This is a genomic window from Rhizobium sp. CB3060, from assembly GCF_025200735.1.
Taxonomy (GTDB): Bacteria; Pseudomonadota; Alphaproteobacteria; order Rhizobiales; family Rhizobiaceae; genus Rhizobium.
The window spans coordinates 1,211,137-1,230,276 of the sequence record NZ_CP104158.1 but is presented as its reverse complement, the minus strand read 5'-3'; the positions used below and the strand labels follow the sequence as shown (position 1 = coordinate 1,230,276).

Genomic DNA, 19,140 nt, shown 5'->3' with positions numbered 1-19,140 from the left:
TCCCGGTGAGCCGCGATACGAACTCCGGAATCGCGGCGCCGCAACTATACTGACGCGAAGGATACGGTGAATCTTTGGCGGTTATAGACGCAATGCACTATCAACCCAGGAAGAAACATCGAAATTCAGCCTAGCTGAACGCTTTGCGTCCAAATCGCCTGAAACGCAAGGCTAATTCTGCGTCGGCGCGGGCGTCTGGCTGGGCTCGGCGCTCTGCTGCTGGATTTGCGACAGCGTATCCTGGCCGTGTTCGGCCGCGAGCTTGCGCATCTCGGCGACACGTTTCTGATATTCCGCTTCCGAAATCGTGCCGGCCTTGCGCTGCGCACCGAGCGCCGTCAATTGCTTGCCGATATCGGCCGCCTGCTGGTCGTTGATCTGCACATTCGCCGCCGTCGGAGGAGCGTTGAAGGAGGGGTAACCGTCCTTGTAGTGCTGCTGCGTGTTGCCTTCATCGACCGGCTTGCCTTCAGCGGACTTGACGACCACAGCTTGCGGCGCCTGCTTGCTCTTGGCAAAGGCTGCCTTTTCCGCAGGCGTCGAGCAGCCGGCAAGCGCCAGCGCGAGACAGGCGCACAAAGCACCGCAGAGTACGGAATACCGGTTGAGTCTTGCCACCATGCCGCCGCCCATATTGTCCGTCCTGCCCTATTGCCTTGCCGTGGGTTGCGACTGTTAAATTTGTCGCAGCAGCAAAGCAAGAGCAGGGTTGCGTTTCATTCGACTTGTATTCCTTTTCCCGCAAGATGTACAAATGGAAAACAAAGAGAGCTGCCGCCGGGAGGATGATGCGTGACCGACAGCAAGCGGGACCATAGTGAAGGCAACGGCGCCTTTGCCGGCTTCGACCCTAAGTCAGTCGAGCCTTACATCGTTAGGGATCCCGAGGCGATGGCCGTCAACTTTGCCCGCGCGTTGGAAAATCTCGGCAAGGCCGCTTCCGCATGGCTTGCGCCGCGCGAGCGCGGCGAGAAGGTCGACACCGTCGCCGATCCGATGACCGATATCGTCAAGACGCTTTCCAAGGTCAGCGAATACTGGCTTTCCGATCCGCGCCGGACATTGGAGGCACAGACCTATCTGCTATCCGGCTATTTCGGCCTATGGACGAAAACCATGCAGCGCCTCAGCGGTGATTCGGCACCCGAGCCTGAACCGGTCAAAGACAGGCGCTTCGCCGACGAGGATTGGCAGAAAAATCCCTTCTTCGATTTCCTGCGTCAAACCTATCTGTTGACCGCCGGTTGGGCGGACAAGATGGTCACCGACGCCGAAGGGCTGGACGAACACACACGCCACAAGGCCTCCTTCTACACCAAGCAGATCACCGCGGCGCTATCGCCGGCCAATTTCGTCGCCACCAATCCGCAGCTTTATCGCGAGACTGTCGCTTCCAACGCTGAAAACCTCGTGCGCGGCATGAAAATGTTTGCCGAGGATATCAGCGCCGGTCGCGGCGAATTGCGGTTGCGCCAGACCGACATGACGAAATTCGCTGTTGGCCGAGACATGGCATTGACGCCCGGCAAGGTGATTGCGCAGAGCGATGTCTGCCAGGTCATTCAATATGAAGCGGCAACGGATAAAGTGTTGAAGCGGCCGCTGCTGATCTGCCCGCCCTGGATCAACAAATTCTACATTCTCGATCTCAACCCGCAGAAATCCTTCATCAAATGGTGTGTCGAACAGGGGCACACGGTCTTCGTCATCTCCTGGGTGAACCCGGATAAGCGCCACGCGGCGAAGGACTGGACGTCCTATGCGCGCGAAGGCATCGATTTCGCGCTCGATAAGATTGAGAAGGCAACCGGCGAGAAAGAGGTCAATGCCGTCGGTTATTGCGTCGGCGGTACGCTGCTGGCGGCAACGCTTGCTTTGCATGCCAAGGAAAAGAACAAACGCATCCGCACCGTCACCTTCCTGACCACGCAGGTCGATTTCACCTTTGCCGGCGATCTCAAGGTTTTCGTCGATGAAGAGCAGATCTCGGCGCTGGAAGAGCAGATGAAGGCGGTCGGCTATCTCGAGGGCTCGAAAATGGCGACAGCCTTCAACATGCTGCGCGCCTCGGAGCTGATCTGGCCCTATTTCGTCAACAGCTATCTGAAGGGCCAGGAACCCCTACCCTTCGATCTTCTGTTCTGGAACGCCGATTCCACGCGAATGGCGGCCGCCAACCATTCATTTTATCTGCGCAATTGCTATCTCGACAATGCTTTGAGCCAGGGCAAGATGGTGCTCGACGGCAAAAAGCTGTCGCTGAAGGACGTCAAGATACCCGTCTATAATCTGGCAACACGTGAGGATCACATCGCACCGGCGAAATCCGTCTTCATCGGCAGTCAGTTCTTCGGCGGGCCAGTGGAATTCGTGGTGACTGGCTCCGGTCATATCGCCGGCGTCGTCAATCCGCCGGACAAGCACAAATATCAGTTCTGGACCGGCGGCCCGGTCAAGGGCGATTACGATCATTGGCTGGGCGAAGCCAAGGAGACGCCGGGCTCCTGGTGGCCGCATTGGCTTGAATGGATCAAAGGCAACGACAGCCGCATGGTTCCCGCCCGCAAGCCAGGTGGCGCGGCGCTGAACGCCATTGAGGAAGCACCCGGCAGCTTCGTCATGGAACGCGCCTAAGCGGCGACCATTCATGCTGTTCGACCCGCCCCTCGTCCCCGCACGGCTGATCGCCCGCTATAAACGCTTCCTTTTCGATGCCGAACTGGAGAGCGGCGAGATCATCACCGGCTCCTGCCCAAACACCGGCTCGATGCAGGGCCTGACAACACCCGGTTCGCGCATCTGGCTTTCAGAACACGACAGTCCGAAGCGTAAATATCGGCACGTTTTCGAATTGATCGAAGCAGATGGCACCACGGTCGGCGTCAACACCGCCATGCCGAACCGGTTGGCGGCGGAGGCAATCGCGCTCAGGCAGATTTCCGATCTCGGCGACTACACGACCGTTCGGCGTGAGCAAAATTACGGCCGCAATTCCCGCATCGACCTGCTCTTGACCGATCCCTTGAGGACAACCACCTATGTCGAAGTCAAGAATGTGCATTTCATGCGCCAGCCGGGCCTTGCCGAATTTCCCGATACGGTGACAGCCCGTGGCGCCAAGCATCTCGAAGAACTCGGCGATATGGCGCAAGCGGGATACCGCGCCGTCATGCTATTCGTGATCCAGCGGCACGACTGCCGGCGCTTTCGCGTCTGTGGCGATCTCGATACCGTCTACGCCGCGGCGTTTGAGCGAGCTTTGAAGCGCGGCGTCGAAGTCTATGCTGTCAAATGCAAGGTCTCGCCGACGGAAATAACGCCCGCAGGGTTGATCCCGATAGACGAACCCGGCATAGCTGCATTAAATACCAGTATAAAGATTTCTGCTGAAGGCTGATCATGGTGAATTACATCGAAGCGGCAACGGCGCCGTCGAAAAACACAGGCGCCATCCGCCTCTACGGCCCCGACGCTTTCGCAGGAATGCGCAAGGCATGCCAGTTGACCGCTCGTTGCCTCGACGAACTGGCCGCCATCGTCGGGCCTGGCGTACCGACTGATGTCATCGATCGCTTCGTCTTCGAATTCGGCATGGATCATGGCGCCTACCCGGCGACATTGAATTATCGCGGTTATATGAAATCCTCCTGCACGTCGATCAATCACGTCGTCTGCCACGGCATTCCCAACGACAAGCCGCTGCGCGACGGCGATATCGTCAATATCGACGTGACCTACGTGCTCGACGGCTGGCACGGCGATTCCAGCCGCATGTATCCCGTCGGCGAGATCAAGCGCTCGGCGGAGCGGCTGCTGGAAGTGACCTACGAATCGCTAATGCGCGGCATCGCCGCCGTGCGTCCCGGTGCTCGCACCGGCGCAATCGGCGAAGCGATCCAGGCCTATGCCGAAGCGGAGCGCTGCTCCGTCGTGCGCGATTTCTGCGGCCACGGCGTCGGCAGCCTCTTCCATGATTCCCCGAACATCCTGCATTACGGCCGCGCCAGCGAGGGCCCGGAACTGCGTGAAGGCATGATTTTCACCATCGAGCCGATGATCAATCTCGGACGACCGCATGTGAAAGTGCTTGGCGACGGCTGGACGGCAGTCACCCGAGATCGCTCGCTATCTGCGCAGTATGAGCACACCGTCGGTGTCACTGCCACCGGCTGCGAGATCTTCACCCTGTCGCCCGGCGGCCTCGACCGTCCCGGCCTGCCACCGCTGCAGGGGTAATGCATGGCGAAGCGCCCCGCTTCTTCCTCCGGACATGGCGACATGCCCATCGATAGCGGCGGCGCGACGGATAGCCTTGAAGAAGCTCCGCTTTTCGACGAGCGGCTGTTTTTCGCCCATCAATCCACCAAAACCGCGCTGCGCGACAAACCGGCGAAGCCGCCGAGCGTGCCGGCCAATGCCGAGGCTCATTATCACGGTCACCGGGAACGCCTGCGCAATCGCTATCGCGATGGGGGCAATGCGGCGCTTGCCGATTACGAAATCCTCGAACTCCTGCTGTTTCGGCTGATTCCGCGCCGCGACACCAAGCCGATCGCCAAGGCGCTGCTTGCTCGCTTCGGCACGCTCGGCGGCGTCTTCGGCGCGCCGGCCAATCTGCTGCAGGAAATCAGCGGCGTCGGCGAAGCCGTGGCGCTCGATCTGAAGCTGGTGGCAAGCGTGGCGCAGCGCATGCTGAAAAGCGAGCTGACGGGCAAGCCGGTGCTCTCCTCCTGGAAGGCTCTGATCGACTATTGCCACACCGCAATGGCGCATGAGACGCGCGAACAATTTCGAATCCTGTTTCTCGACAAGCGCAATGCCCTGATCGCGGATGAGGTGCAGGGTTTGGGAACGATCGACCATACGCCGGTCTATCCGCGCGAGGTGGTCAGACGTGCGCTCGAACTCTCGGCCACGGCCGTGATTCTCGTGCACAACCATCCTTCCGGCGACCCTACACCCTCGCGCGCCGATATCGACATGACAAAGACGATCATCGACACGGCCGGCCCTTTGGGTATCACCGTTCACGATCATATTATCATCGGCAAGAACGGCCATGTCAGCTTCAGGGCGTTGCGGCTAGTCTGAATCGACACCTCTGGATAGATTGCAACATCAGAATACCCGCATAATAATTTGTTTTTATTATACTTTACGACATAAGCAATACCGTTGAATTCTGACCTATCGATAGTTTCCTGCCTCAGCACCTCCCCTTGCGCTTTTCAGGTATTTGTCAGGATGTTCTGACACAAGGATAACGCCTCCAGATCGGTGCGTTTGCACACGGAAGCGATTGTTTTGTTTGCGCCTTATCCGCTCGAGCTGCGGCGTACCCCGGAGACTACATGCCGAAGACGTCATTGCTGCTTTCTGGTCGTCTGCGCCGCATCGGTCGTGGTGTCCTTCTTGCATTTTCTCCTTTTGCGCTGATTGCCGGCGGCTTCTACGCCCATATGCTGTGGACGACGAATTTCCATCCCGTCATCGCAGGCGAGGTCTACCGCTCTTCTCAGCCATCGCCGGCGACGATCGCGGAACTGCAGAAGCAATATGGTATCAAGACCATCATCAACTTGCGCGGCGACAATAGCGGCCGCACCTGGTACGACAACGAAGTCGCCCAGGCGAAGGAACTCAATATCAATCATATTGATTTTCGCATGTCCTCCGGCCACGAGCTGACCCAGGAGCAGGCAGCGCGGCTTGTTGAGATCATGCGCGATGCGCCGAAGCCGTTGTTGATCCATTGCCAGGCCGGCGCAGATCGCACGGGGCTTGCCTCGGCCCTCTATCTCGCTGCTATCGCCAAAGCCGGCGAAGCGGCCGCGGAAGATCAGATGTCGATCATCTACGGACATCTGCCGCTTTCCTTCACCCATGCCTATGCCATGGACCGGACTTTCGAAAAGCTGGAGCCTTGGCTCGGCCTTTCCAGCTCCTGATCATTTCCTGTTAGATAATCTGTAACATTGAGCCGCTACCGGTTGACGGACAGCATGTTGCGTTGCGACATTGATTCCATAAATCCAATCACCCGAGGCTTCCGATGGACCAATTCGATCTCATAGTCGTGGGCAGCGGCCCCGCAGGCCGCAGAGGCGCCATTCAGGCCGCCAAGCTCGGCAAGAGGGTGCTGGTGATCGAACAGGGCAAGCGTGTCGGGGGTGTCTCCGTCCATACCGGCACCATTCCGTCGAAGACGCTGCGCGAGACCGCGCTCAATCTCTCCGGCTGGCGCGAACGCGGCTTCTACGGCCGCGCCTATCGCGTGAAGCAGGAAATCAGCGCCGCGGACCTGCGTCGCCGCCTGTTGATCACTCTCGACCATGAAGTCGAAGTTCTGGAGCATCAATTCGCTCGCAACCGGGTACAGCATATACGCGGCAAGGCGAGCTTCGTCGATCCGCAGACCATGCAGGTGGTCAAGGACGACGGCGAAGTCGTCCATGTCACGGGCGCCAGCATTCTGCTCGCGGTCGGCACCAAGCCCTTCCGTCCCGACTATATGCCCTTCGATGGCAAGACCGTTCTCGACAGCGACGAATTGCTGGAGATCGAGGATTTGCCGCGTTCGATGGTCGTCATCGGCGCCGGCGTCATCGGAATCGAATATGCGACGATCTTCAGCGCGCTCGACACGCAGGTGACGCTGATCGATCCGAAATCGACGATGCTCGACTTCATCGACAAGGAAATCGTCGAGGATTTCATCTATCAGCTACGCGACCGCAACATGAAGCTGCTGCTGGGGCAAAAGGCCGAAAAGGTCACCCGCCAGGACGGCAAGGTGGAACTGTTGCTGGACAATGGTCGCCGCATCATCACCGACATGGTGCTGTTTGCCGCCGGCCGCATGGGTGCCACCGACACGCTCAATCTGGCTGCTGCCGGCCTCGAGGCGGACAATCGCGGCCGCCTCAGCGTCAATCCCGAAACCTTTGCCACCAACGTCCCGCATATCTTTGCGGCTGGCGACGTCGTCGGCTTTCCGAGCCTTGCTTCAACCTCGATGGAACAAGGCCGCATCGCCGCCCGCGTCGCCGTCGGTGCCATCGCCAAGGAGCCACCGAAATACTTCCCCTACGGCATCTATGCCGTGCCGGAAATCTCCACCTGCGGTCTTTCCGAAGAAGAGGTCAAGGAACGTCACATTCCCTACGAGTGCGGCATCGCCCGTTTCCGCGAGACGTCGCGCGGCCATATCATGGGCCTCGACACCGGCCTCCTGAAGATGATCTTCTCGCTGAAGACCCGCCGCCTTCTCGGCGTCCACATCGTCGGCGAAGGCGCGACCGAACTCGTCCATATCGGCCAGGCGGTATTGAACCTCAAAGGCACGGTGGAATATTTCGTCGAAAACACCTTCAACTACCCGACGCTCGCCGAAGCCTACAAAATCGCCGGCCTGGATGCATGGAACCGCATGGGCGATATCAAGTCGGAGCTTTGAGTAGAGGCTGTGCAAGCGCGACGGATCGAGGGGGAGTCCCTCTCCCCGCCTGCGAGGAGAGGGTTAGGGTGAGAGGCTTTCCGCGGGGACCGTCAATTGCGTGGCCCGAAATCTGAGATAACCCAACGTGCCCGTGTTCTGCGCCAATCGGACAATGACGCTGAAGCGTCTGACCTGCGCTTCGCGCCTGCTCCCAAATCCTAGATTTCAGTCTTCGCGGATAGTTTGTTGCCCCGCACCCCAGCCCCTCTCCCGTTTTGACGGGGAGAGGGAGTTTTTCCCTGATCTGCACAAAAAAAAGCCCCGCCGCGAACGGCAGGGCTCTGATCAGTTCCGGAGCAAATCCGAATTATTCGGCGCTGTCTTCAGCAGCCTTCTTCTTCGGAGCGGCCTTCTTCTTCGGAGCGGCGGCAGCTTCTTCGCCTTCGGTGGCGACTTCGATTGCTTCAGCCTTGGCAGCAGCCTTCTTCTTCGGAGCAGCCTTCTTGGCGGCCGGCTTGTCTTCCGTTTCAGCTTCGTCGTCAGCCAGCAGCGCTTCCTTGGAAACGGTCTTGTCGGTGACGTCGACTTCGGTCAGCAGGTGGTCGATGACCTTTTCTTCGAAGATCGGCGCGCGCAGGTTGGCGGAAGCGCCGGGGGTGTTGCGGAAGAAGTTCAGGATTTCCTTTTCCTGGCCCGGGAACTGCTGGAGCTGCGCATAGAGCGCACGCTGCATTTCGTCTTCGCTCACTTCGACGCCGGCCTTTTCGCCGATTTCGGAGAGAACGAGGCCAAGGCGGACACGGCGCTCGGCAAGCTTGCGATATTCTTCGCGTGCCTTTTCTTCGGTCGTGTCTTCGTCTTCGAAGGTCTTGCCCGATTCATCGAGATCGGTCTGGATCTGACGCCAGATGCTGGCGAATTCTGCTTCAACCAGCTTCTGAGGGGTGTCGAACTGGTACATCTCGTCGAGCTGGTCGAGGAGCTGACGCTTGACCTTCTGGCGGGTGACGGAGCCGTACTGGCTTTCGATCTGGCCGCGGACGATTTCCTTCAGGCGGTCGGCGGATTCGATGCCGAGCTTGGAGGCGAGTTCGTCGTTGATTTCGATATCGCCGGGAGCTGCGACTTCCTTCACCTTGATGTCGAAGGTGGCTTCCTTGCCGGCAAGGTTCTTGGCCGGGTAGTCGGCCGGGAACGTCACGGTAATGGTCTTTTCATCGTCCGCCTTGACGCCGACGAGCTGCTCTTCGAAGCCCGGGATGAAGCGGTTGGAGCCGAGGACGAGCTGAGCGTCTTCGTCCTTGCCGCCGTCGAAGGCTTCGCCGTCAACCTTGCCGAGGTAGTCTATGGTGACGCGGTCGCCGTTGGCGGCCTTGCCCTTCTTCGTCTCGTAGCTGCGGGCGCTTTCAGCGATCTTGAGGATCTGCTCAGTGACTTCGTCCTCGCCGATTTCGGCAACTTCGCGGGTAACCTTGATGCCCTTGACCGACTTCAGCTCGATTGCCGGGATGACTTCATAAGAGAGCGTGAATTCGAAATCGGCCTGAGCGGCGAGGATCTTTTCAGCCTCGTCCTTGTCCTCGGTCATGGCGATTTCCGGCTGGGTTGCCGACTTTTCGCCGCGCTCGGTCAGGATTGCCGGCGGCTGGTCACGAACGATCTCGTTGACGAGGTCGGCCATGATCGACTTGCCATAGACCTTCTTCAGATGCGCAACCGGCACTTTGCCCGGACGGAAACCGTTGATACGGACCTTGTCCTTGACCTCGGCCAGGCGCTCGTTCATGCGAACTTCCATGTCCTTGGCCGGGATGACCACCTTGATTTCGCGCTTCAGCCCTTCAGCGAGCGTTTCGATAACCTGCATTGTCCTACCTTCATTCATGGCGGCCGTGCCCAGACAGCCGTTCGTTTCGATGAGCACGACGCCGGAAAATCCCGAGCGTGGCTTGGATGCAATTCCTCATCATTTTGCTAGAGCGCCGCGCGTTCGAACGAATGCGCAAAGGTCGCTCTTCCTCTCGGAATCTAGGGCATCTTGTCCACTTTCCATCAGAAAGCGGGATGCTCTAGGCAAAATGGCGCGTCCACCGCGGGTCAGGAGACAGACCGTTAAGCCTCTCCCGTCCACAAGGCAGCCTTGGTGCGGGTAGAGAGACTTGAACTCCCACGCCTTGCGGCACCAGAACCTAAATCTGGCGTGTCTACCAATTTCACCATACCCGCGTTCCCAAAACCGCACGGCAATGCCTGCCCATGGGGCCTTCCGGAGCGCGGCGTCTCTATATCACCCGTTTTCAACCACGCAAAGGAAAAATGACGGTTCTACGACCGTCCATGAACCTTGTTTGGTTTTATAGGGAAACGCTGTCAGTAAAGCGGCTCTTCGTAGACGGCTTTGCCATCGAGAAGCAGGCTTCTGATATGCGCCGCGCCATCGGACGAAACGCGGGCGGCAATCGCGACGCGGTCGTGATTGCGCGCATCCTCGATGGTACGACCGTCGCCTTCAGGCACATAATAGCGTTCGATACCGTAGGTGACCCAGATCGTCGCGTGCGACGGCGCGCTATCGCTGTAAGAAAAATAGTCGAAAGGCAGGCTTTTGAGAACGACCGTGTCCGGTTTCGGCTCCAGTGCCCCGAAGGACGATTCGATGATGCCCCAATAGTCGTCATCCTGCTTCTTCAGGCGGACGGACAAAATCTGGTTTTTCCGATTTTCCGTCGGCACTCCGCCGATCACGGTCGACACCGGCACTCGCGAAATATCGTAGTTCAGCGTCACATAGTCGCCGCGCAGCAAATCGCGCGGATCGATCGGGGCGGTTTTCAACAGAACCTCGACGCCGCTCCGCAGGCCCCAAGCCCGCTCGCCAACCATATAGCCGAGGATGGCCGTCTGCAGCGCTGCGACGATCATAGCGGCAATCCACATGCGGCGGCTGACATTGCGTACAACGGTGCCCGGCTCGGCTGTCATCGTCATGCCCGCGCCCCCTGCCTGTCACTCTCAGCGCCGTCATGATGGGAAAATCGCCGCTCCAACCGGATGACCAGCCAGGCGGCGATCGCGACCAATACACCGCAGATCAGGAAGAATCCCGATGTGCCTATGATCGAACCGACCGTCTCGCCGGCGAGATAGAGGATTTCACCGGCAAAGACGACATAAGCGAGATAGCGCACAGCACCGTTATCGCGGCCGCTCAGAATGATGGCAACGATCGCACTTGCGAGCGTCGCGAAAGCGATCACGATGAGAGGCAGCTTGTTTGCAACCCATATATTATTCTCAAAAACGCCGTCGCTGATCTCTCCATGAATTGCGAAGAGACCGATGGCAGCGATGAGGAAGCTGTAGAAGGCCGGCGCTGCCCCGGCAGTGCGTGCGATCCGCGTCAATGGCGAGATCTGGAGGCTGGCGGCCAGGAAGGCAATCATGCCGGCAGTAGCAAGCAGGATAGCCGCATGCAGGCTCTCATACTGTGCGAAAATCCAAGTCAGCCAGCCAACAAGCATCAGATAGGCAAGATGCCGGGATCTTGGCGCATCGACGTATCGGACAAGGGCGATCAGCACGGCCGCCATAACCGGCGGCGCCCAGGGCATGATGCCGTACCAAACGTCGAAATGATCCCAAAGATAGAAGCCGCAAAAGCCCCAAGCGAGGAAGCCGGCAAGTGCCACCTGCCCGCTCGAGCGAAACAATACGGCAGCGACGGCGGCAACCGCGAACCAGACGATCATCATCGTCAGCTCGTCGCCGGATAGATTATACATCTGGCCGACAAGCGACATGGCGCCGCCGAAACTCATCGTACCGAGAATCAGCACCGCCGAGCCGAGAACCGGGTGGCCGCGCGCGAATGAATAGGCGCCGCCAAGATAAAAGGCCCAGATCAGCGCTATAAGCCCTAAGAGCCTGACGATCCTTGGAATCGCCTCCCAATTCGAGGCGACGAACAACAGGATCGCGGCGCCGACTAACAGCGCCGCCATGACGGCGAGCACGCGGCCAAGGCTGAAGCTTGCCGGGCGGCTGTCATATTCATTGAGAATCGCTGCCGCTGCCGGCCCATCGACCAACCCCTTATTCACCCAGACCTTAAGATCACGCTCCAGCCTAGCCCGGTACATCGCGCCCCTGACAGCGATTCCAACATCCCTGAGTGTCTTATCACAAAATGGGTGCGATCGAGGTCGCTCTTTCGCGTTTCAAAACAGGCCGAGCTTCGCGCAAGGCCGCACCGTGTTAATGCAGAGTTAAGGCTTACTTCGCATAATGGTCGTTTGCGGTATTGATGCGCGTCAACGTATGCATATGAAGCATACCTCCTATGAAATTATTGCGCTGCACAAAAATCAAAAGTCATACTATTTTATGAGCATCGAAGGACGGCGTGGCGCGCCGCTTCGGCGAAAGCCGGAAAGAGCCTGAGGATGAATTCCTCATATAGAATTCGGAGCCGCACACTCCTCCTCCCAGTGCGCTCCGATGGATTGACGACACTCCTCCTCCCAGTCGTCAATCACCACAAATGACGCCCACCGCATCCTCCTCCCGCGGTGGGCGTTATTTTTTATCTCCCATTAAATCGGTTATTGCCCTACGAATCGGCGGAGATCGTTTGCGCGCCCCTTTTAGGCGGCTCAAGGATTTGGAAGAGCGCAAAGCATGCGGCAACGGGAATTTTCTCGTGCGCTCAATCTCTAGCGATCTACAATCCGTTACGGGCTCGCAGGATGATATGGATCCGACCGCGGATGGGCGGCGCCCGATCAATTGCTCATGATTTGAGCTAAAGTTCGCAAATTCAACCAATTGCATGCCAAATGGCTGCTTTCGCGCAACTCCGTTATGCACAAAAAGCGGTCACCGCGTTAACCAACCCCCCTATTGGATTGCATCTTGCGCATAGGTGGCATGTAGCAATCGCTCTTTTTGATTTTCGCAGTGCAGCATATATTCGCATTCATCAGATCGAGGACGGAACCAATCGCGGAACCGACGAGATCTCCAAATCCTCGAAAGGGATATAAAATGAACCTGACCCGCTCTTTCAACAACTGGCGCAAGTACCGTCAGACCGTTACCGAACTCGGCCGCATGAGCACTCGCGAACTGCACGACCTCGGCATCGACCGTTCGGACATCCATCGCGTAGCTCGCGAAGCCACCGGCCGCTAACTGCCGGATTGGCTTCGCTAAAATAGCGACAGCCTACACAACGCCCGTTGCGGACAACCGCGGCGGGCGTTCTTTTTTGCGCGTCATTTGTGCACGCCGTTTGCCCTCGCAAGCAATCACTGCCACGCTTCAAGTCATACGCTCTAACATGTCATATAAAATTTGGGCAGTGATGGCTTTTTGGGCGTCATATTGCACAAATGCATAGCAGACGCTTTTTATTTGCACTGCAAAATATTCGTTCTCGCGCCTATATGAATATCAAGCGCTGAGGCGGCAATCGTGCCGCTCGCAACTAGATGACTGAGGACAAGAAAATGAACCCGCTTCGTATTGCCAAGAACTGGATTAGCTATCGCCGCACCCTGAACGAGCTCGGCAACCTCTCCAGCCAGACCCTGTCGGATATCGGCGTTAGCCGCTACGAAATCCGCAACATCGCTTCCCGCTCTTTCCGTTAATCGCAACGGACTGAGTGGACTGCTTCAAAACGGCGCTCTTCGGCGCCGTTTTTGATTCCGGCTTCCGCGTAAAGCAATTGGATCGCCGGCCTGCCCGTGGTAATGACGCGCGCATGACAAATACCAACTCCATTTCTCCCATCCATGTCATCGGCGGCGGCCTTGCCGGCTCCGAAGCCGCTTGGCAGATCGCCAGCGCCGGCGTGCCCGTCATCCTGCATGAAATGCGTGGCGTGCGTGGCACCGAGGCGCACAAGACCGACGGTCTGGCCGAACTCGTCTGTTCCAACTCCTTCCGCTCAGACGATGCGACCAGCAATGCGGTCGGCGTCATCCATGCGGAAATGCGCCTGGCCGGCTCGCTGATCATGGCTTGCGCCGATAAGCATCAGGTTCCCGCCGGCGGCGCGTTGGCGGTAGATCGCGACGGATTTTCGGAGGCGGTAACGCAGGCGATCGAAAACCACCCTCTGATCACGGTCGTTCGCGAGGAAGTCCAGGGCCTGCCCCCGACGGAGTGGGGTCGGGCGATCATCGCCACCGGGCCTCTGACCGCGCCGGGGCTTGCCAGTGCCATCCAGGCAGAGACGGGCGCGGACGCACTTGCCTTTTTCGACGCCATCGCGCCGATCGTCTACCGCGACAGCATCAACATGGACATTTGCTGGCACCAATCCCGCTACGACAAGGTGGGACCGGGCGGCACGGGCAAGGACTACATCAACTGCCCGATGGACGAAGCCCAATATAACGCCTTCGTCGACGCGCTGATCGCCGGCGACGCCGTTGGTTTCAAGGAATGGGAAGGCACGCCCTATTTCGACGGCTGCCTGCCGATCGAGGTCATGGCCGAGCGCGGGCGCGAGACGTTGCGCCACGGGCCGATGAAGCCGATGGGCCTGACAAATGCCCATAACCCCGGCGTCAAGGCCTATGCGGTCGTACAGCTACGCCAGGACAATGCGCTCGGCACGCTCTACAACATAGTCGGCTTTCAGACGAAACTGAAATATGGCGCGCAGGCCGAGATTTTCCGGCTGATCCCAGGCCTGGAGAATGCCGAATTCGCACGGCTCGGCGGCCTGCATCGCAACACCTATATCAATTCGCCGACGCTGCTCGACCGCTCGCTCTCGCTGAAATCGCGGCGGGGCCTGCGTTTTGCCGGCCAGATCACCGGTTGTGAAGGTTATGTCGAAAGCGCCAGCATCGGTCTGCTGGCCGGTCGCTTCGCGGCAGCCGAGCACAGGGGCGAGTCGCCGTCCCTGCCGCCAGACACGACGGCGCTGGGCTCGCTGCTCAACCACATTACCGGCGGCCATATCGTTTCCGATGAAGAGCCGGGCAAGCGCTCCTTCCAGCCGATGAACATCAATTTCGGGCTGTTTCCGGAATTGGAACCGGGTTCGATCGTCAAGCCGGAGGGCGTCAAGCGCTTCCGCGGCAAGGACAAGACGATCATGAAACGGCAACTGATCGCCAAGCGGGCACTGGCGGATTGCGCTGCGTGGCTGGGGGTTCAGGCACCCGCGATCATCAAAAGCGCCTGAGCCTCTTTAGGCCTTTGCCGCTGGCTTGGTAGCCGAGGACTTGGAATCATCGCTCGCAACATAATTGCCGAGCAGCCAGAGTGAGACCTCTGCTGCCTCCGCGGGCGTCGCGAATTCGAATGTGCCGTTATGGTGCGGGGCGTCCAGGAAATCGATGGTCAAGCCGCGACCGCTTCCCGAATCCTTGGCATGTGCCCTGCCCGGCTCGATCAGATGAACGGCAAAGTGATTGCGCAGGCTCCGCATGAAGCCGGCCTTGTCATCATGCAAGCGCACGAAAACCGCTTGGCCATTGGCCGTGGTCTGCAATTGCCGGATGGCTTCCGTCGGAAAAGCGCGGCCGAACTCCAGAATGGCAAGACCGGTATCGTGCAGACCATCTTCCTTGTTCTGCGACGCCATGCGCGTTGCGAAGAAGGCAAAGAAAACGACGATCGCAAAGAGTATGCACCAGACGATGATGCCCATAGCGGCTCTCCTGGGATGCGGGCAAATATTCGGCAATCTCTATAAGCTCTGAGACTTGCGCGAACGTGGTCAGTTTCAGATTTTCCTGGTCACCGAGGCCAGAGCCATGCGCATCTGCCGGCGCCATTGTGGCTGCAGGAACGATCGATCGAACAGGTCGGCGCCCAGCGCCTGCGCGCGTTTCAGCACCGGCTCTGCCAGAACCACCGGCAGGAAAGCCGGAAATACCGCCGGCGAAATATTGCCGGCAGCTCTCGCCTTCGCGAGATGCTCACGGCCGAGGCCGGCGAAAGCTTCGATGGCGGCAGAAATGCGTGCCTTGTCCTCGCCAGCGAGAAAAGCATCTCGATCGAGACCGGTTGCCGTCAAGATTTCCAACGGTAGATAGAGCTGTCCGCGATGGCGGTGCATCGGCATCAGCAACAGCAGCCCGGCAATCGCCTGTGCCACGCCGGCATGGCCGGCAGCGTCGGCCGAGCGGCGGGCATCCTCCGGCGACAGCACGAGGCTCGCAAGCTGGATCAGCGCCGACGCCGTCTCGCCGGCATAGCCTTCCAGCGTACCGCGCGTTTCCATCGGGTCGTCGTAGAGATCGAAGATGCGCGCATCGATCATATCGATCAGCGTTTGACGCGGCAGGCGATGCAGCTCGATCGCGGCGAGCAGCTCGGCAGCCACGGGATTGGCCGCGCTCGACCCATGCGCCTGTCCCTCGAGCAGATCGCGCCAATATTGCATGCGCACTTCGCCCGGCAATGGCTCGTGGACCAAATCGCGGATGCGCGCCAGCTCCGCATTGAAGGCGTAGAGTGCGGCGAGAGCGCCGCGCTTATCCTCCGGCGCCAGCAGACAGGCAAGATAGCGGTCGCGATCGGTGTCGCGAAGCGTCGCCAGGCAAAGATCCTGGTTGCTACGGGGCGCAGCTAATGTCGTCATGCCCTGCCTGATCCTCGTCAAACGGCGATCAGCGCCGCGGCAACGGCGCGCGACTCGGCCAGCATGATGTTGAATGTGCGCACCGCCGCTCCCGTATTCATCGAATCGGAAGAAATCTGCCTGGCGCGGAAAGCCGCCCTCAGCTCCGATGGCAAAGGCCGCAGTTCCAGGCCGGTGCCGACCAACAACACCTCGATCTCGGCAGCCTCATCGAGCACTTTCTGGAAATGCGCCGGCGTCAACGCATCCTCCAGCGTCATGTCCCAGCCGTAAATGCCGGAGGGCAGGCAGAGCAGCGAGCCGCGATGCGACATGTCGGCAAATCGAAAACCGCCATTGCCATAAGCGTCGATCGGTGCGCGGCCGGGAAAATGCGCGTTCCGTATTTCTATGCCTTTTGCCACTTTGTCACACCGCTGGTTTGCCTGATTGAACGTCGCCGCCTGCCTGTCCCTTGTTTTCGCCGCCAGCCTGGAATCTATCCGGGCGTAGCTTGAAGACGATCAGGACCGGGGCCGCAATATAGATCGAAGAGAAGGTGCCGACCGCGACGCCGAAGAGCAAGACGAAGGTGAAGGAGCGGATCACCTCGCCGCCGAATATACAGAGCGCGAGCAGCGCCAGCAAAGTCGTCGCCGAGGTCAGAACCGTGCGCGACAGCGTCTGATTGATGGAGGCATCAATCAGAATCGGCAACGGCATCTGCGAATAGCGTCTGAGATTCTCGCGCATCCGGTCATAGACGACGACGGTATCGTTCAGCGAATAGCCGACGATGGTCAAAAGTGCCGCAATGCCCGTCATGTTGAATTCCATGCCGGTCAGCACGAAGAGGCCCAGCGTCAGGATGACGTCATGCAGCGTGGCGACAATCGCGCCAACGGCAAACTGCCACTCGAAACGCAGCCAGATATAGATGAGGATCGCAGCCAGCGCCGCGAGAACCGCAAGCGACGCCGTCGCGCTGATTTCGCCGGAAACGGCAGGGCCGACGACCTCGACACGGGAGAAGTCGTATTCCCTGCCTAGTTCGTCGCGCACGAGGGTCACGGCGGATTGTTCGGCGTTCTCGCCGCCCTGCTGCGCATGCACTCGGATCACCGCACTTAGCCGATCGTCGAGCCGCTCGACCTGTACATCGCCCGGAACGACGTCCTGCAGACGCGATTGAATATTGGCCGGATCGACAACGCCCTGCTTGGCGCGAACTTCGATGATCGACCCGCCGGTAAAATCGATACCGAGATGCATGCCGATCGTTGCGAAGGCAAGCAGGGTTGCGACCGACAGCGCCGCCGACACCGTAAACGAATAGCGGCGGATACCCATGAAGCGAATATTGGCGCCGTCGAAGATGCCGCTTCGCACACCCGCCAGCAGCACGCGCGGCTTGCGATGCGAAATCCAGGCGTCGACGAGCGAACGCGTCACGAAGCAAGCGGTAAAGAAGGTGGTGAAAACGCCTGCTATCAAGGTCGCGGCAAAGCCGCGCACCGCGCCGCTGCTGACATAAAAGAGGATGGCCGCGACGATGAGCAGCGTGAGGTTGGCATCGGCTACGGTGGCAGCGGCTCGGTTGAAGCCGTGGCGCAACGCGTCGACGAGAAGATGGGTCTTCTTTTCTTCTTCCCGGACGCGTTCGTAGATCAACACATTGGCATCGAGCGCGATACCAATGATGAGAACGATGGCGGCAATCCCGGGCAAGGTCAGCGTGATGCCGAACAGCCCCATGATTGCCAGAACCATGATGATGTTGATGACAAGTGCAATCGTCGCGGCGACGCCGAGCAGTCCGTAGAAGCCGATCATCAGCGCGGCAACGAAAATGGCGGCAACAATGCAAGCGGTTATGCCGGAGCGCATCGTTTCATTGCCCAAACCGGGCTTGATGGTTCGCTCTTCGACCGTCGTCAGCGTCGCGGGCAATGGCCCGGACTTCAGCATGACGGCGAGATCCTGCGCGCCCTGCGCCGTGAAATCACCGGGTATATCGATATCGCCGGTGGTGATTGCGGTCTTCAAGGCGGCCGCCGAGATGACCTGGTCGTCAAGCACGACCACGACATTCTTGCCGAGATTGGCAGCCGTCGTCTGTGCAAAACGGGTGGTCGCTTCGGCCGTCAGTTTGACGGAGATATTGCCGTTATTGTTCTGGGTGTTGGACACCGCCACAGCATCGGCAAAGTCGATATTCGAGAGGAGAGGCTGCTTCTGGACGAGATAGCCAACTGGAGGGTCATCTTCGGAAAACAGCACTTCCGAACCGGCGGGCGGGCGGCCATTGATGGCATCCTGCACCGACATGGATTGATCGATCAGACGGAAGCTGAGCTGGGCTGGCTGGTTCAGGAGGTTCTTCAGGCGCTGCGGATCGGCAAGGCCCGGCACCTGAATGACGACACGATCCGCGCCTTGCCGGCGGATCAGTGGCTCACCGACGTCCAACTGAGCGATACGATTGCGGATGACTTTCAGCGAGCGCGTCATCGATGCAGAGACACGCTCATCGATGCCGGCATCGGTAATATCGACGGTCAGGGCACCATTGTCGCCCTGCGATAAGACCACTCCCGTCTTGCCGCTGGTGATCGGCTTCAAGGCAGTTACAGCAGCCTGCACCTGCGCGGGATCGTTGATGCGGAGCTGGATCTTCTGGCCAGTGCCGGTAAGACCGGAATAGCTGATATTGACCGTGCGCAGCCTGGCGCTGATATCGCCAACAACAGTCTCCAGCCGATCCCGGACGACATCGCCACGCTCGATTTTGAGCATGATATGTGAACCGCCCTCAAGATCGAGCCCGAGTCCGACTTTGCTTCGCGCAAACCAGGCCGGAAAAGAGGAGAGCTGCTGATCGCTGAGCAGATTGGGCACGGCAAGGAGAACGCTCAAGAGAACGGCGAACCAGATCAGGACGGTCTTCCACCAGGAGACGTGCAGCATCGCTCTCTCGAGTTTTGGCTTCTCACTGCGCCCCCACAATCACCGGGACACACAAAGGCGCAGTAACACTTTGAATTTGCGCACAGTTCTCTTCGAAAGTCGAATCCGATTTTCGAAACTGCACGCTGGCGTGGCAAGCTGCTCGGCCCCA

The 19,140-nt window shown here is 59.1% G+C and carries 17 protein-coding genes and 1 tRNA gene; 9 read left to right on the top strand and 9 right to left on the bottom strand.

Translation table 11 applies throughout. The annotated features are described in order from the left end of the window. Window positions 1–171: 171 nt before the first annotated feature. On the bottom strand, window positions 172–633 hold the full coding sequence (locus N2601_RS06085; protein ID WP_104822948.1) for a hypothetical protein: 462 nt from the start codon (window positions 631–633) through the stop codon (window positions 172–174). 159 nt (window positions 634–792) lie between these two features. Here N2601_RS06085 and phaC point away from each other — a divergent pair, with 159 nt between their 5' ends. From phaC to sthA, 6 genes are all read left to right on the top strand, one after another. After that, entirely contained in the window at window positions 793–2,634 is a 1,842-nt protein-coding gene (gene phaC / locus N2601_RS06080; RefSeq protein WP_104822947.1) for a class I poly(R)-hydroxyalkanoic acid synthase, read from the top strand. Between the two features lie 13 nt (window positions 2,635–2,647). Beyond that, the gene (sfsA, locus tag N2601_RS06075; RefSeq protein ID WP_260303853.1) at window positions 2,648–3,397 is read left to right on the top strand and encodes a DNA/RNA nuclease SfsA; all 750 of its coding nucleotides are present in this window, start codon (window positions 2,648–2,650) and stop codon (window positions 3,395–3,397) included. A 2-nt stretch (window positions 3,398–3,399) separates the two neighbouring features. Beyond that, window positions 3,400–4,236 (top strand): type I methionyl aminopeptidase, encoded by an 837-nt coding sequence (map, locus tag N2601_RS06070; protein ID WP_104822945.1) that lies wholly within the window; start codon window positions 3,400–3,402, stop codon window positions 4,234–4,236. Window positions 4,237–4,239: 3 nt separating this feature from the next. Next, window positions 4,240–5,091 carry a JAB domain-containing protein gene (gene radC / locus N2601_RS06065; RefSeq protein WP_445944987.1) on the top strand — a complete coding sequence of 284 codons (852 nt, stop codon included), beginning with the start codon at window positions 4,240–4,242 and terminating at the stop codon, window positions 5,089–5,091. A 260-nt stretch (window positions 5,092–5,351) separates the two neighbouring features. Further along, complete coding sequence (locus tag N2601_RS06060) at window positions 5,352–5,948, top strand: dual specificity protein phosphatase family protein (RefSeq protein WP_104822943.1); 597 nt, start codon at window positions 5,352–5,354, stop codon at window positions 5,946–5,948. Between the two features lie 104 nt (window positions 5,949–6,052). Then, window positions 6,053–7,456 carry a Si-specific NAD(P)(+) transhydrogenase gene (sthA, locus tag N2601_RS06055; RefSeq protein ID WP_104822942.1) on the top strand — a complete coding sequence of 468 codons (1,404 nt, stop codon included), beginning with the start codon at window positions 6,053–6,055 and terminating at the stop codon, window positions 7,454–7,456. 349 nt (window positions 7,457–7,805) lie between these two features. Here the strand turns inward: sthA and tig are convergent, their stop codons facing one another. From tig to N2601_RS06035, 4 genes are all read right to left on the bottom strand, one after another. Beyond that, complete coding sequence (gene tig / locus N2601_RS06050; protein WP_104825083.1) at window positions 7,806–9,305, bottom strand: trigger factor; 1,500 nt, start codon at window positions 9,303–9,305, stop codon at window positions 7,806–7,808. Between the two features lie 274 nt (window positions 9,306–9,579). Beyond that, window positions 9,580–9,664 (bottom strand) — tRNA-Leu (locus N2601_RS06045). Between the two features lie 144 nt (window positions 9,665–9,808). Next, window positions 9,809–10,426 carry a GDYXXLXY domain-containing protein gene (locus tag N2601_RS06040; RefSeq protein WP_104822941.1) on the bottom strand — a complete coding sequence of 206 codons (618 nt, stop codon included), beginning with the start codon at window positions 10,424–10,426 and terminating at the stop codon, window positions 9,809–9,811. Further along, on the bottom strand, window positions 10,423–11,577 hold the full coding sequence (locus tag N2601_RS06035; protein WP_104822940.1) for a DUF2157 domain-containing protein: 1,155 nt from the start codon (window positions 11,575–11,577) through the stop codon (window positions 10,423–10,425). Before N2601_RS06035 ends, N2601_RS06040 begins: the two co-directional genes overlap by 4 nt. A gap of 904 nt (window positions 11,578–12,481) precedes the next feature. On the opposite strand from N2601_RS06035, the gene N2601_RS06030 reads away from it, so the two are divergent. The 3 genes from N2601_RS06030 to trmFO all read left to right on the top strand — a co-directional run bounded on the left by N2601_RS06030 (window position 12,482) and on the right by trmFO (window position 14,639). Next, entirely contained in the window at window positions 12,482–12,628 is a 147-nt protein-coding gene (locus N2601_RS06030; RefSeq protein WP_007690983.1) for a DUF1127 domain-containing protein, read from the top strand. A gap of 317 nt (window positions 12,629–12,945) precedes the next feature. Next, on the top strand, window positions 12,946–13,089 hold the full coding sequence (locus N2601_RS06025) for a DUF1127 domain-containing protein (protein ID WP_065091553.1): 144 nt from the start codon (window positions 12,946–12,948) through the stop codon (window positions 13,087–13,089). Between the two features lie 113 nt (window positions 13,090–13,202). After that, window positions 13,203–14,639, top strand: a complete 1,437-nt coding sequence (gene trmFO, locus N2601_RS06020; protein ID WP_104825082.1) for a methylenetetrahydrofolate--tRNA-(uracil(54)-C(5))-methyltransferase (FADH(2)-oxidizing) TrmFO — start codon at window positions 13,203–13,205, stop codon at window positions 14,637–14,639. A gap of 6 nt (window positions 14,640–14,645) precedes the next feature. On the opposite strand, the gene N2601_RS06015 is transcribed toward trmFO, so the two are convergent. The 4 genes from N2601_RS06015 to secDF all read right to left on the bottom strand — a co-directional run bounded on the left by N2601_RS06015 (window position 14,646) and on the right by secDF (window position 18,989). Then, window positions 14,646–15,107, bottom strand: coding sequence for a hypothetical protein (locus N2601_RS06015; protein ID WP_104822939.1), 462 nt, complete (start codon window positions 15,105–15,107; stop codon window positions 14,646–14,648). Window positions 15,108–15,182: 75 nt separating this feature from the next. Continuing rightward, window positions 15,183–16,043 (bottom strand): phytoene/squalene synthase family protein, encoded by an 861-nt coding sequence (locus tag N2601_RS06010; RefSeq protein WP_104822938.1) that lies wholly within the window; start codon window positions 16,041–16,043, stop codon window positions 15,183–15,185. Between the two features lie 17 nt (window positions 16,044–16,060). Then, a complete protein-coding gene (locus N2601_RS06005; protein WP_104822937.1) occupies window positions 16,061–16,447 on the bottom strand; it encodes an Mth938-like domain-containing protein in 387 nt (128 codons plus the stop codon). A 4-nt stretch (window positions 16,448–16,451) separates the two neighbouring features. Then, window positions 16,452–18,989: a protein translocase subunit SecDF gene (gene secDF / locus N2601_RS06000; protein ID WP_104822936.1), complete on the bottom strand. Its 2,538-nt coding sequence runs from the start codon at window positions 18,987–18,989 to the stop codon at window positions 16,452–16,454. Between the last annotated feature and the right edge of the window lie 151 nt (window positions 18,990–19,140).